Here is a 13247-nt window from a genome sequence, read left to right on the forward strand (position 1 = left end):
GACATCGGGATGAGTGCGCCCATTAACACCGGATAAAGCGTTTTGCTCCTCAGGGTGCCTTCCGGGGACACTCTTTTTCATAGGCGATCAATGTCATTCTTCGGCATTTCCGGAATGTACTTTTCCGGCGAATCCCTCGGCGAACACCGTATCGTGCTTGCCGAGGACTCCAACCTCTTTGCCTCGATGGTCTCGAAGCGGCTGAAGGAGCTTTTCGATATCGACGTGATCGTCTGTCGCGACTACGAGGACTTGCAGTTCGCGGTCGAAAACGCTTCCTTCGCGCCATCTCTGGCGATTTCCAATATCAACCTTCCAGGCGCCGAGAACGGCGAAGCGCTCACCTACCTGATCGAGATGAGCGTACCGACGATCGTCTTCACCGGCTCGTTTCAGGAGAGCACGCGCGAGGCGATCCTCGCCAAGGACATTGTCGATTATGTCATCAAGGACAGCGTCTTTGCTGTCGATATGCTGGCAGAATCCGTCTGCCGATTCCTGACGAACCAGCAGCATCACGTGTTGATCGTCGACGATAGTGCGACGGCCCGGGCCGTGTTGACGACGCAGTTGAAGCGCTACAATTTCAGAACGAGCTCGGCGGAAAGCGGCTCTGCGGCGCTGGAAATCCTGAAGAGCAATCCGGACATCGCCCTCGTCATAACCGACTACAATATGCCCGATATCGACGGTTTCGAACTTACGCGGCGAATCCGCGCCGCCCACGGCCCGCATCAGCTAAGGATCATCGGTGTGTCGTCGTCGACGGACCGGCTGCTTTCCGCCCGTTTCCTCAAAGCCGGCGGCAACGATTTTATCGTCCGTCCTTTCGTCAACGAGGAGTTCTACTGCCGCGTCAATCAGAACCTCGATACTCTCACCAAGGTGAGAACGTTGAATGCGAGGACCAAGATTCCGGCCTGAAGGGCGATTGCCATTCGGGCGACCGGCGCCGATTGAGGTCGGAATTTGCCGTGCCGGACTGGGTTACAACAGAAAATCTCCCGTCGCGAGGCTCTTCAACCCGGAAAGCTCGATCTGAAAATCAGCGCGGCCGTCGCCGTTGACATCACCATAGATGATCGTCTTGTCGTCGAGGGTGCCCGCCGGATTGAACGTCTTGTAGATGAGCTCGCCCGCGTGACGGGAGAATTCGCCGGTGCCTCGCCACGTGAAGGCCTGATTGCCGGCCGCGCCGGTGTTCGCATCGATGGCCGATAGATCGAGTCGATCGAAGCCGTTCGCGAAATCTGTCACGGTGTCGCGATGTCCGGCACCAGAGGCCGGCCCATATGCAACATTGTTCACATAGCCGGAGAAACCGGGCGCCGAGTTGTTGGTAGATTTGAAAACGAAGATATCGTTCCCCGCTCCTCCCGTCAGCAGATCGGCTCCTGCGCCGCCAATGATCGTATCGTTGCCGGCTGCGCCATTGATGACATCGTTGCCCGCTCCTCCGTCAAAGGTCTCGTTCGCGGCGGTGCCGGTGAGGCGGTCGGCGCCGGCCGAGCCGATATACCGCTCAATGGCGTCGGTGACGGACACCCTGACCGTCTTGGTTGCTTCTAGTCCTGTTCCGACAGACGGGTCGTCAAGCCCGATGGTCACGTCGAGGTATGGGTTTGTCTCGAAATCGAGCCGTGCTCCTGCCTTCAACCAGAGGACGTTGCCGCGGATTTCGAACAGCGACGCATCCGCGCCACTCAAAGTCAGCAGATTGGTCCCCTGAGTGTCGTCGGCGATCACAAGAGTAGCAACCTTCTGGGCCGTTCCCGTCGAGGCATCTTCGGCAATGCGGGTGAGGTGCTGTGTGAGCGTAAGGCTAGGAGCGTCGTTGACGGGGTTGACGGTGAAATTGAATGTCGCAGGCGTCGGCGCGGAGTTGTCCTCGTTGCCGTCTTCGACGACGACCCGGAAGGAGGCGGCGGTGGTCTCCGAGCCGTTGTGGCGGAAGGAGACGAGGCCGGCTGCGAGTTGCGCCGCCGTAAAGCTGGCGGCCACTGACCCGTTGACGAGGACAGAGCCATTGACGGCGTTCGAGACGTTGAAGCTAACACCCGCTGCGGTGTCGTCCGGATCGGAATAGCCGAGATCGGCCGTCGTGAGCTTATAGGTTCCGCCCTCTGCGACCGCCGCTCTCAGATCGCCGCTGCGTATGGGAGCGTCGTTGACGGGGTTGACGGTGAAATTGAATGTCGCAGGGGTTGGCGCGGAGTTGTCCTCATTGCCGTCTTCGACGACGACCCGGAAGGATGCGGCAGTGGTCTCCGAGCCGTTGTGGCGGAAGGAGACGAGGCCGGCTGCGAGTTGCGCCGCCGTAAAGCTGGCGGCCACTGACCCGTTGACGAGGACAGAGCCATTGACGGCGTTCGAGACGTTGAAGCTAACACCCGCTGCGGTGTCGTCCGGATCGGAATAGCCGAGATCGGCCGTCGTGAGCTTATAGGTTCCGCCCTCTGCGACCGCCGCTCTCAGATCGCCGCTGCGTATGGGAGCGTCGTTGACGGGGTTGACGGTGAAATTGAATGTCGCAGGGGTTGGCGCGGAGTTGTCCTCGTTGCCGTCTTCTACGACGACCCGGAAGGAGGCGGCAGTGGTCTCCGAGCCATTGTGGCGGAAGGAGACGAGGCCGGCTGCGAGTTGCGCCGCCGTAAAGCTGGCGGCCACTGACCCGTTGACGAGGACAGAGCCATTGACGGCGTTCGAGACGTTGAAGCCAACACCCGCCGCGGTGTCGTCGGGATCGGAATAGCCGAGATCGGCTGTCGTGAGCTTATAGGTTCCGCCCTCTGCGACCGCCGCTCTCAGATCGCCGCTGCGTATGGGAGCGTCGTTGACAGGGTTGACGGTGAAATTGAATGTCGCAGGGGTTGGCGCGGAGTTGTCCTCATTGCCGTCTTCGACGACGACCCGGAAGGAGGCGGCGGTGGTCTCCGAGCCATTGTGGCGGAAGGAGACGAGGCCGGCTGCGAGTTGCGCCGCCGTAAAGCTGGCGGCCACTGACCCGTTGACGAGGACAGAGCCATTGACGGCGTTCGAGACGTTGAAGCCAACACCCGCTGCGGTGTCATCCGGATCGGAATAGCCGAGATCGGCCGTCGTGAGCTTATAGGTTCCGCCCTCTGCGACCGCCGCTCTCAGATCGCCGGTGCGTATGGGAGCGTCGTTGACAGGGTTGACGGTGAAATTGAATGTCGCAGGGGTTGGCGCGGAGTTGTCCTCATTGCCGTCTTCGACGACGACCCGGAAGGAGGCGGCAGTGGTCTCCGAGCCGTTGTGGCGGAAGGAGACGAGGCCGGCTGCGAGTTGCGCCGCCGTAAAGCTGGCGGCCACTGACCCGTTGACGAGGACAGAGCCATTGACGGCGTTGGAGACGTTGAAGCTAACACCTGCTGCGGTGTCGTCCGGATCGGAATAGCCGAGATCGGCCGTCGTGAGCTTATAGGTTCCGCCCTCTGCGACCGTCGCTCTCAGATCGCCGGTGAGCGCGGGAGCGTCATTGACGATGCCGTCGACGAGGATGGAGCTGGTCGGCGCTATATTGTTCAAGGTAAGCAGAGCGCTGTTGCCGGCGCTGTCGCTTATAGTCGCCCCATTGAGCGTGACGGGGCCGAGCGTGATGCCGGTCCAATCTGCCTGGTTATCGGCAACCGTCAGTCGGAATGCCAGAGCGGTGCTGCCGCTTCCTGCAATATATTCGGCATAGGCTGTCCCGCCCATATCGAGCATAACCGCAAGTCGCGGAACGCCGTTGGTGGTGTCCACGGTCACCGCCTCATGGAAGTTGATCGCGAAGTCCAGACTGTCGCCGAATTTGTAAGTGCCGGCTGCAGGCACTCCTACGCTGGTGACCGTCGGCCCAACGCCGTCCACGACGATGTTGTTCTGCGCGGCGATCGAGTTGGCGCCGCCCGGCGTCGGCAGTGTCAGATCGGCGCCGACATTGGTGGCGCTTCTGATCGCTCCGCCGTTCGCCGCTAGCGCGGAGATGCCCGCATAATCCAGATCCGGAGCCAGATCGCCCGCCTGAACCGTGTAGCTGAAGGACAGCGTATTCGATCCGGAACCCGAGACATACGCGGCAAGCCGTTCGGTGGCGCCGGTTTCCAACAGCAATGTCGGCGTTCCGCCGGTGGTGTCGACGTTGACCACCCCGTCGAAAGTTACGGTCAGTGTGATCGTATCTCCTGCCTTGTAGACTCCGTCCGGTGCGGCAGCGTCGACGCTTAAGACCTGCGGAGCCGGCGACACGACGGCGATGGTGATCGTATCGCTATCGCTTTGCGCACCGCCCGAACCGGAATGCCCCTGATCATTGGTTGTGATCTTTAGTGAGGCGTCGCCCGAATAGCCGGGGCTAGGAGAGAAAACCAGCCCGTTCAGTGCGACGTTGATGTCGCTCAGGGAACCCGCAAAGGTCATGCCCGAATCGGACGTGCCGGTGCCGGCAATAAAGGTCAGACCCGTAGTGCCGCTCAGCGTAAGCTGGCCGTGTTCGGCGGTAAGCGTCACCACGACCGTACCGCTGCCGGCATCGACGTCGGCAATCGAAATTAGATTTCCATCTGCAATGCTGAAGACGAGGGCGCCGTCGGCTAGGACCGATTGCCCGACCGGGACGTGGTTTACGGGTGCATCGTTCACGGCAGTCACTACGAGCGTCGTGGAGGAAGCATCGCTTTTCGCGCCGCCGGACCCCGCGTTGCCGAGGTCGTTGATCTCCGTCGTCAGAACGACGTTGCTGGTCGAGTTGGACACCGGCGTAAATGTGACATTCGAACCGGCGATGAAGGCATTGATGTCGGCCAGGGAGCCGGACATTTCCAGCGATGTGCCCGTGCCGGAAACGGTAACGCCGCCCGCTGAATGCGCCGAGAGCAATCCCGAGGCGACGCTGAAAGTAACTGTAACGGTGCTGGACCCTGCATCCGCATCAGCGAAGGAGATGCCCGTAATTGCCGTCGCGGTGTCCTCAGAAATACTGACCACAGCGGGAGCCGAAACCGTCGGGGCGTCGTTGACCGCCGTTATTTGCAGCGCCGTCGTTTCCGCCGCGGTCTGCGCGCCGCCGCTGCCTGTGTTTCCGCCATCGGTGATGCTCGTCGTGAGGGTCACGTTGCCGGTCGCATTCGCGGCCGGCGTGAAAGTCACGTTTGCGGCTGCAATGAATGCGTTGATATCGGCCACCGTGCCGGTGAGCGTGAGGCCCGTCCCCGTTCCGCCTGCGGTTACGCCGCTGCCGCTGACGGCCGAGAGCGATCCCGATGGCACGGAGAAGGTAACGGTCACGGAACTGCCGCCAGCGTCGGCGTCGGAGAAGGAAATGCCCGTGACAGCGGCCGCGGTGTCCTCCGTGAGAGCGATTGCACCGGGCGCGGAAATTTGCGGCGCATCGTTGACGGAGCCGACGTCGATGATCTTCGTGGCGGGAGCGCTGTCGCTCGTGCCGTCATTGGTGGTGAAGCTGATCGTACGGGCCGCAGCCGTGGGGGCCTCGGAGGTGTTCAAATAAGTGACGGTCCGTAACGCCGCCTGCCACTGCGCGACGGTTGCCGTTCCGCCCGGCGACGTAAGGGTCAAAACGCCTGTCAGGGAGCTATAAGTGGCATCGATGTTCCCGAACGCGGCCGAACTGGTATTCGCGAAGGCCAGAACGTCCTGACCGGAATGAAAGTTTCCGGTGATCTGGACGGTCGCCGAGGCGAGCGTGCCGTTGTCGAGGTCGGACACGGTTCAGTCCGGTGTCGATCGCCACCGGTGCATCTCCCTCAGTAAAGGATCCGGTACCGCCGGACGTCGTCGTCACCGGAGCGTCATTGGCTGCGATGAGATTCACCGTCGTCGATGTCGTTGTCGAATTGCCGCCTTCGGCGTCGCGGACCGTAACAGAGACGGTCCTTGTGCCGGTGGGCGAGGCGCCCATGTTGGCGTAGGTCAGGTTGTGAATAATGGCTTCCACTGCGGCGCCCGAAGCGTTGCCGTTCAAAGCGACCTGCAGGAAGCTGGACCCCGCACCGCCTCCGCTCATTGTTCCGATAGCGGTGCCACCAAAGGTAACGATCGTACCTGAAATTCCGATTTGCCCGGCACCCGTTCCCTGGTTTTGCAGACCGAGGACATCTTCGCCTGCAACCACTCCGGAAAGCGTGAAACGTATCTGTCCACCGCTCCAGCCGGTATTGTCAGCATCGACGACGGCAGCCAGACTTATGGTATCCACAAGTATCGCAGCTTGACTGCCGCTGACATAGTCCTTTGCGTCGGAGGCATCGAAATTGGTAACAACCGGCCGGTGGTTCGCGTCGATGGTTATATTATCGAGCCAAAAGCTCATCGTGCCGGTGGTCGTCGTCTCCGGAATGATGAGATCTTGCAGGCTGAGCGATGCTCCTCTGCTCATAGCGGGAACATTGCCGGCAAAGATCGCCCGATAATAATAGGGCCCGACGCCATCGCCGTGAATATTGTCGTCGTACCAGGTGGTTCCGTCCAGACCGAGTCCCGGCGACCAACCATTCACGACCAAAGGATCGGCGTTCACGCTTATCTGGTAGTCGTAGAAGTCGATCAAAGCTCCGGTTGCGCTGGTGATGGCGATCGAAAATTGTTCGCCGCCATAGGCCGGGTCCTCGGCGAAATTGAAACGGCCGTTGTCGAAATTGGCACTCCAATTTCCTTGCGCGGATATCGTGAAAACGAGCCCGCCGGCGCTAAGGACATTATCGGCCCCGCCGGCCGATCCGTCGGTGATCTGCCCGGCGGAAAAGTCGATTAATGTTTGCGCCATTGTCTGCACTCCTGCAATATCTGCCGCGATCGCCTGGAGGGACGGCACTGACTCCAAGCCACGGGCGTGTCCGCCCTGTCTTTGTCTACGACGCTGTTTATGTCACAAGCGTCTGAAGAAAACTCGTAATACATTGATTAAAAAGGTTTTTGTGTTCGCTTACGATGCGGCCGCCTTGTGTCTTTGCCCCTACCACTCGGCGTCCCGCAAGGTCACATTCGCCAACGGATTCCGACCCGCACCACATCGAAATCGAGATCGCTTTCGTAGCGCGGGAACGCGCCGACCGGTTCGATCGCTGCGCCCGAGGCGGTCACCTTGCCGAAATCGTAATGAAGATATTCGAGCGTTGCCGACCAGTTCTCCGCAAAGCGCCACTCAGCCCCAGCACCTGCCACCCAACCGCTCTTTGTTCCTCCGCCGGAAACGTTCATCTGACCGATCGTCGGCCAGTCGCTAAGGTCGTAGGCGCGCACGCCGATATCGGCCACGGCGACACCGCCGGTCACATAAAAGAGCAGGTCGTCGGCGGCTAGTCCGGCACGAAGACGCGCGGTGCCGACCCAGTCGGTGTCGAAGCTTGCATGTGTGTCGTTGACGATTGCGGACGTGCCGGTGCCGGCAAGATTCATAAGGCTGAAATCGACTGCGCCACCGAAGACGAGTGTCAGCCCTTCGACATCGAATTGCCGGTCGCAACCGGCTTCGATCCCGCCGACTGCTCCGTGATCATCGCTCTTGATCACCTCGTAGGGCGGACCGACACTGTTCCAGGAGGTTCCGTCCGTCGCGAATGGCCCCTGGGTGAACGGCTTATCGGTTGCTTCGGCATCGGCGCGGCCATAGCCCGCATTTGCTCCCAGATAACAGCCCGACCAGTTTCGGGAGGAAGTCAGTTCGTCGGCGAAGGTCGCGTGAGCGCTTGTTACCGTCAGCGCGATGGCGAAGGCCACGGGCGAGGCGAGACCGGACATATTATCTCTCGTGATATATGATAAACAACTTATAGATGATTGTGCTGATGGAATTCTCGTTATGCGACCATAAGTAAGACGGCGGCCCAAAGAAAGTGGGCGCTTTGCACAATCATTAATTTTTTGTGAGAGGGCGCCGTTTATCCGGAGAAAATGGTGCTCCGGCCCAATTGAAGGCGGCGAAAAGCGAAATCCCTCACTGCTGCGCGGCGGCGCGGCCGGAGAGCGAAGCCCGCCGTTTCCCTGTTTCAATGAAACAGGGAAACGTTCTAACAGTTTGGAATCACACACTTCCACACGGAAGAGCGTTACACCCTTTCCGGAAGTGCTCTAAAGCAATCGGCCCGTACGAACGAATCAGGGTTTCGACCAACCCGGCAAGGTCCCAGAGGATCGAATAGACGCGATCTACCGTGCCATCTGCAGCGTCAGCTTGCGCTCGGCGCGTTCCTGCTGCGGCGAGCGGTTGTAAAGCTCGCGGTAACACTTCGAGAAATGCGAAGCGGAAACGAAGCCGCAGGCGACGGCGACTTCCACAACCGGCATGGACGACTGGATAAGCAGGTGCCGGGCGCGGTCGAGGCGGATTTCCAGATAATAGCGGGCAGGCGATCTGCCCATTTCCTGGCGGAAAAGCCGCTCTATCTGACGGCGAGACAGGTCCGCGCTTTCTGCGATCTCCAGTAGCGACAGCGGCTCGGAGAGGTTGCTCTCCATCAATTCGATGATTGACAGGACCTTTGCGTTCTGGACGCCGAGACGCGCTCTCAGCGGCAGCCGCTGGCGGTCGTGCGGCCCGCGCACCCGATCCGTCAGCGCCTGTTCGCATACGCGGTTGACGAGGTTCTCGCCGAAATCCTGATCGATCAGGTTCAGCATCATGTCGAGTGAGGCGGTGCCGCCGGCGCACGTGTAGATGTTGCCGTCGATCTCGTAGAGGTCCGCATATACATCGGCCTGGGGGAAGCTCTCGGAGAAGCCCGGCAGGTTTTCCCAATGGATCGCGCAGCGCTTGCCCGTGAGCAGGCCCGCCGAGGCGAGCACATGGGCGCCGGTACAGAGACTGCCGACGGCGATGCCGCGATTATAGGCTTCGCGCAGCCATGCATTCACCGACTTGTTCTGGAAGTCCTCGACATAGACGCCCGAACAGACCAGCACCATCGATGGGCGGCTTTCTCCGGCGAGATATTTGCGTTCGTCGGCGAGCGAGGTGTTGACTTCGAGCGCAATGCCCGCCGACGAATAGACCTTTTGCCCGTCGGTCGAGGCGAGACGCCACGTATAGGCTTCATAACCGAGCATCCGGTTTGCGATGCGGAGTGTCTCGATCGCCGCCGAAAAGGGCAGCATCGAAAAGTTTGGCACCAGAAAGAAGACGAGCGAGCGCTTCTTCGTCAGCGGTTTGTGCATAGAACCTCCCAGGCTAAAGCACGTTGCAGAGATAGAATTCATGCGACGCACTTCAGGTCGTCGCTTCCGTGCATGTCGTCAGCCCCAAACCGCTGCGCACTTTTGGGCGACACGCATTTAGGCTCGTATATTCGTCGCTTGGAATATGCGCTTCAGCTTGCCGAATTGCGACATTGGCATGGAAAGCCGCGACGGGGAAGAAATTTCGCATTGCGACATCCATCGGCCCGGGCCTCTCGCGGGCCGGATCGACGAGTATATGGAATGCGACAAGATCACGGACCGCGATGACGTAATCGAGCAAAAATGAGGCAAACTGATCGAAAGCTGCGCAAGAGCGCCTGAGTTGCGACTTTGCCGCCAGCGACTTTTCACCTTCGCGGAGTCTGGATGTCGGTATCTGACAAGACGCATTGGAGAGCGCGCAGCTTCGTGGCCTGGCGTCAAGGCAACACAGCGACGGCGCGGCTTGCATGGGCGTCTGAAATCAGGGTACCCCCCTATGCTATGTCCCACACGATCAGAGATCAGGAAAAGTTGCTCGCCCGTGTCCGCCGGCTAAAGGGGCAGATGGAAGCGGTCGAGCGTGCGCTCGAAGCTCGCCAGGCCTGCGGCGATATTCTCAACCTCGTCGCCTCCGTGCGCGGTGCAGTCAACGGGCTGACGATCGAACTGATCGAAGATCATATTCGCGGCCACGTCGCCGGCCACGAATCTCAAGGAGAGCGCGAAGAGGGCGCTGCCGAACTGATCGAAATCGTCAGGAGATACCTGAAATGAGCGAAACCCATTCACCGGCGCCCACTGGTCATGATCATGTATTCCTCGGCGACAATCACCAGCGCAACGAAAGGCGCACCTGGTCCGTCATCGCACTGACTGCGGGAATGATGGTGGCGGAGATCGCCGCCGGTACCTTTTACGGTTCCATGGCATTGGTCGCCGACGGCTGGCACATGTCGACACACGCCGCGGCCCTGCTCATCGCGGCGCTCGCCTATCTCTATGCCCGGCGTAACGCGCGCAACCCACGCTTTACCTTCGGTACGGGCAAGCTTGGCGATCTCGCCGGTTTCTCCAGCGCGATCGTACTTGCCTTGATCGCGCTGCTGATCGGCTGGGAAAGCCTCTTGCGGCTTGCCGATCCGGTGGCAATCAGTTTTCCGCAGGCCATTTCGGTGGCCGTACTCGGACTTGCGGTCAATCTCGCCTGTGCCTGGCTGCTTCGTGAGGATCATTCACATCACCACCATAGTCACAATCACCACGGCCATCATCACCATCACGAGCACCACCATGGCGTCTCGGCCCAGGGGCGGGACAACAACCTGCGTGCCGCCTACCTGCATGTGCTGGCGGACGCGCTCACCTCGGTCCTTGCGATCGTCGCGCTTGCGGCCGGCAGCGTCTTTGGCTGGATATGGCTCGATCCGATGATGGGCATTGTCGGCGCGCTGGTGATTGCCCGCTGGTCATGGGGCCTGATACGAGACAGCGGCAGCGTGTTGCTCGATTACATTCCGCCGGGCGAGGACCTGCCCGACGAAATACGCGCGGCAATCGAGCGGGACGGGGATCGGATCACCGATCTGCACGTGTGGCAGCTTGGGCCCGGCCACCACGGTGCCATCGTTTCGCTGGTGACGAAGAATCCGCAAAGTCCGTCGAGCTACCGCCGCAAGCTCGAGCACATCCACGAGCTTTCGCACGTGACGGTCGAGGTCGAACCGCTGGCGGCCTGAGAGGCAGATCGATCTATCGCGCCTTGCGTCGTGGGTAAGGCGTCTCGCCGCGGGCAAGCATGCCGACATATTTTTCGATGCGCGCAGCCCGCGTCTCGGTCTTCTTCGCATCGTGAATGCGAAATAGGATTGCGTAGCGATTTTGGCTGTCGAGTTCGTCGAACAGCATCTTAGCCGCTGCGTTCTGCGCAAGCGCATGGTGAAGATCGTCGGGCACGGTCGCCTTGCTCGGCGGTGGCGCGGCGGCATCCCACCGGCCGTCGTTCTTAGCGCGTTCAACTTCGGCAAGGCCGCGCGGCATCATGCGCCCCTCGGCGATCAATTCGGTCGCCCGAGCGCAATTCACCTGCGACCATCGGCTGCGCGCACGGCGCGGCGTGTATTTGTTCAGGTAAAAGTCGCTGTCGGATCCAATACGCTGACCGTCGATCCAGCCGTAACAGAGCGCCACATCGAGCGCCTCCCTCGGCGTGATGGTCGCTATCCCGGACGCCTTCTTGGCGAATTTCACCCAAAGCCCCTTGCAATCAGGTCCTTGCTCCGCGATCCACGTTTCGAAGGTCTTTGCGTCCGCAAAATGGATCACCGGCAATTGGGCTTCACTCTCACTCATCAGGATTACCGATCTACTGGGGAACTCTCGACACGGACCGCTTTTACAAAAGCAAAAACATGCCACAGATGCCAGCCGCAAATATTACCAGGAGGCGAGGGGTCGTCCGGGCAAAGGCAGTCACAGGTTGCGCAGCGCTGCAAAAATTGTGTTGCTCATGTCGGGGAGCGGGAGCCTCGCTCGTCTTATCATCGAAACCGGCACAGGCCGGTCCCAAACCGAGGAGAAGAACGATGTTCCGCACCGCCCTGATTACCGCGACGCTGCTCGTTGCGGGCGCCACGCTTGCCCGATCCGAACCGGCGGGCGATCGGGTCAAGGTCAACGGCATGGAAATGTATTACGAAGTCTCGGGCGAGGGCGACCCGCTCATCGTGCTGCATGGCGCCTACATGAACATCCCTTCGATGGGTGCCATTATCCCGAAGCTCGCCGAGACCCACAAGGTCTATGCGATCGAGTTTCAGGGCCACGGCCGCACCACGGATATCGACCGGCCGATCACCTATCCCAATCTTGCCGATGACGTCGCAGCCTTCATGGATGCCGTGAAGATCGAAAAGGCCGATGTCTTCGGCTACTCGATGGGTGCGGCTGCCGGTCTGCAGCTTGCCATTCGCCATCCGGAAAAAGTCAACAAGCTCGCCGCCGCCTCCGTGGCCTATGATGCCGAGGGCTGGCAGCCGGCGTTCAAGGCCTTCATTCCCCAGATGTCGGTCGAGATGTTCGTCAACATGCCGTTTGCCGAGGACTATCGCAAGCTAGCAGCCAATCCCGACGGCTTCCCCGAGCTCGTCAGGAAACTGATCGCGCTGGAGAAGGAGCCGATGGCATGGGAAGCGGACGTCAGGGCATTGAAAACCCCGGTTTTGATCATCACCGGCGACGCGGACGTGGCGACGCTCGAACATTCGGTCGCTCTGTTCCGGCTGCTCGGCGGGGGCGTCATGGGCGACATGGGCAAACCACTGCCCGCCTCTCGACTTGCCGTCCTCCCGGCGACGTCGCACACCGCCGTCATCAGCCAGCCCGAGCTGCTTCATGCGTTCGTCGAACCTTTTCTGAAGGGCAAGACGCCGAAGGGATTCTTCGAGTAGGGAGCACTTGCTGGCGCCAAGTGCTTGGCGCTTTTCGAAACAAAAAGGGCATTCCGTTGCGGGAATGCCCTTATAGTCTGGTCTTGCGGTCAATGCCGGGAGGATGGCATCTGCAGTCTTTATTCATTGGTCCGTCTTATGCACTGCATCATCGACGGAGGGGAAGCCGATATCCTTCAACGTGTCATAGGAGAGGTTCTCCAGGACACGTTCGTTGCGGTGGCGCTTCCAGGCGGCCCAGGCACGTGCCCGCAGGTTGAAAAGTCCGGGCAGGGCTGCGAGACCCGGGCTCGATGCGGATGAAAAATGCTCGTTCATAGACATAGCTGGTTCCTTCTGAGTTCCTCAAAAGGTCGCGACCATGGACGTTATGGTGCAACGCGATTGATCATTCAAACGAATATGTTTGATGCGATTCATCAAACCCCGTGATTGATTTCGCCTGCTTTAGTCGTTCTATCGCATGCTCTGATCGGTTGCTGTTCCGCGGGTAACAGGTCGTTTCGGACCCTGGCTGGCAGTCTCGCCAATTGGCGGCGTGTTTCCACCCGATTCCTGACTAGATTGCCGGCACGGCGCCGTTCGGCAATCCGTTCGATAAGAGATCGGGCATGCCACAGC

Annotated in this window: 10 protein-coding genes; 4 read left to right on the plus strand and 6 right to left on the minus strand. The window is 60.2% G+C overall.

Annotation, left to right across the window (positions count from 1 at the left end; genetic code table 11):
- The first annotated feature begins 90 nt into the window (after positions 1–90).
- Positions 91–924 carry a response regulator gene (locus tag N0Q91_RS07505; RefSeq protein WP_018095292.1) on the plus strand — a complete coding sequence of 278 codons (834 nt, stop codon included), beginning with the start codon at positions 91–93 and terminating at the stop codon, positions 922–924.
- Positions 925–987: 63 nt separating this feature from the next.
- Here N0Q91_RS07505 and N0Q91_RS07510 read toward each other — a convergent pair whose 3' ends face one another.
- From N0Q91_RS07510 to N0Q91_RS07525, 4 genes are all read right to left on the minus strand, one after another.
- Complete coding sequence (locus N0Q91_RS07510; RefSeq protein ID WP_345774969.1) at positions 988–4821, minus strand: cadherin-like domain-containing protein; 3834 nt, start codon at positions 4819–4821, stop codon at positions 988–990.
- Positions 4822–5596: 775 nt separating this feature from the next.
- Positions 5597–6835, minus strand: coding sequence for a hypothetical protein (locus N0Q91_RS07515; protein ID WP_275597748.1), 1239 nt, complete (start codon positions 6833–6835; stop codon positions 5597–5599).
- 164 nt (positions 6836–6999) lie between these two features.
- On the minus strand, positions 7000–7761 hold the full coding sequence (locus N0Q91_RS07520; RefSeq protein ID WP_275597749.1) for an outer membrane protein: 762 nt from the start codon (positions 7759–7761) through the stop codon (positions 7000–7002).
- Between the two features lie 408 nt (positions 7762–8169).
- Positions 8170–9174 (minus strand): GlxA family transcriptional regulator, encoded by a 1005-nt coding sequence (locus N0Q91_RS07525; RefSeq protein ID WP_275597750.1) that lies wholly within the window; start codon positions 9172–9174, stop codon positions 8170–8172.
- Positions 9175–9681: 507 nt separating this feature from the next.
- Here N0Q91_RS07525 and N0Q91_RS07530 point away from each other — a divergent pair.
- Entirely contained in the window at positions 9682–9954 is a 273-nt protein-coding gene (locus N0Q91_RS07530) for a metal/formaldehyde-sensitive transcriptional repressor (RefSeq protein ID WP_018095287.1), read from the plus strand.
- Positions 9951–10916 (plus strand): CDF family Co(II)/Ni(II) efflux transporter DmeF, encoded by a 966-nt coding sequence (dmeF, locus tag N0Q91_RS07535; RefSeq protein ID WP_275597751.1) that lies wholly within the window; start codon positions 9951–9953, stop codon positions 10914–10916. The genes N0Q91_RS07530 and dmeF overlap by 4 nt, the downstream gene beginning before the upstream one ends.
- Positions 10917–10929: 13 nt before the next feature.
- Here dmeF and N0Q91_RS07540 read toward each other — a convergent pair whose 3' ends face one another.
- A complete protein-coding gene (locus N0Q91_RS07540) occupies positions 10930–11529 on the minus strand; it encodes a YdeI/OmpD-associated family protein (RefSeq protein WP_100673772.1) in 600 nt (199 codons plus the stop codon).
- A 233-nt stretch (positions 11530–11762) separates the two neighbouring features.
- On the opposite strand from N0Q91_RS07540, the gene N0Q91_RS07545 reads away from it, so the two are divergent.
- On the plus strand, positions 11763–12626 hold the full coding sequence (locus N0Q91_RS07545; protein ID WP_018095284.1) for an alpha/beta fold hydrolase: 864 nt from the start codon (positions 11763–11765) through the stop codon (positions 12624–12626).
- A 123-nt stretch (positions 12627–12749) separates the two neighbouring features.
- On the opposite strand, the gene N0Q91_RS07550 is transcribed toward N0Q91_RS07545, so the two are convergent.
- Entirely contained in the window at positions 12750–12950 is a 201-nt protein-coding gene (locus N0Q91_RS07550) for a hypothetical protein (RefSeq protein WP_018095283.1), read from the minus strand.
- Positions 12951–13247: the final 297 nt, after the last annotated feature.

This window comes from Sinorhizobium prairiense (assembly GCF_029201645.2).
Classification (GTDB): Bacteria; Pseudomonadota; Alphaproteobacteria; order Rhizobiales; family Rhizobiaceae; genus Sinorhizobium; species Sinorhizobium meliloti_A.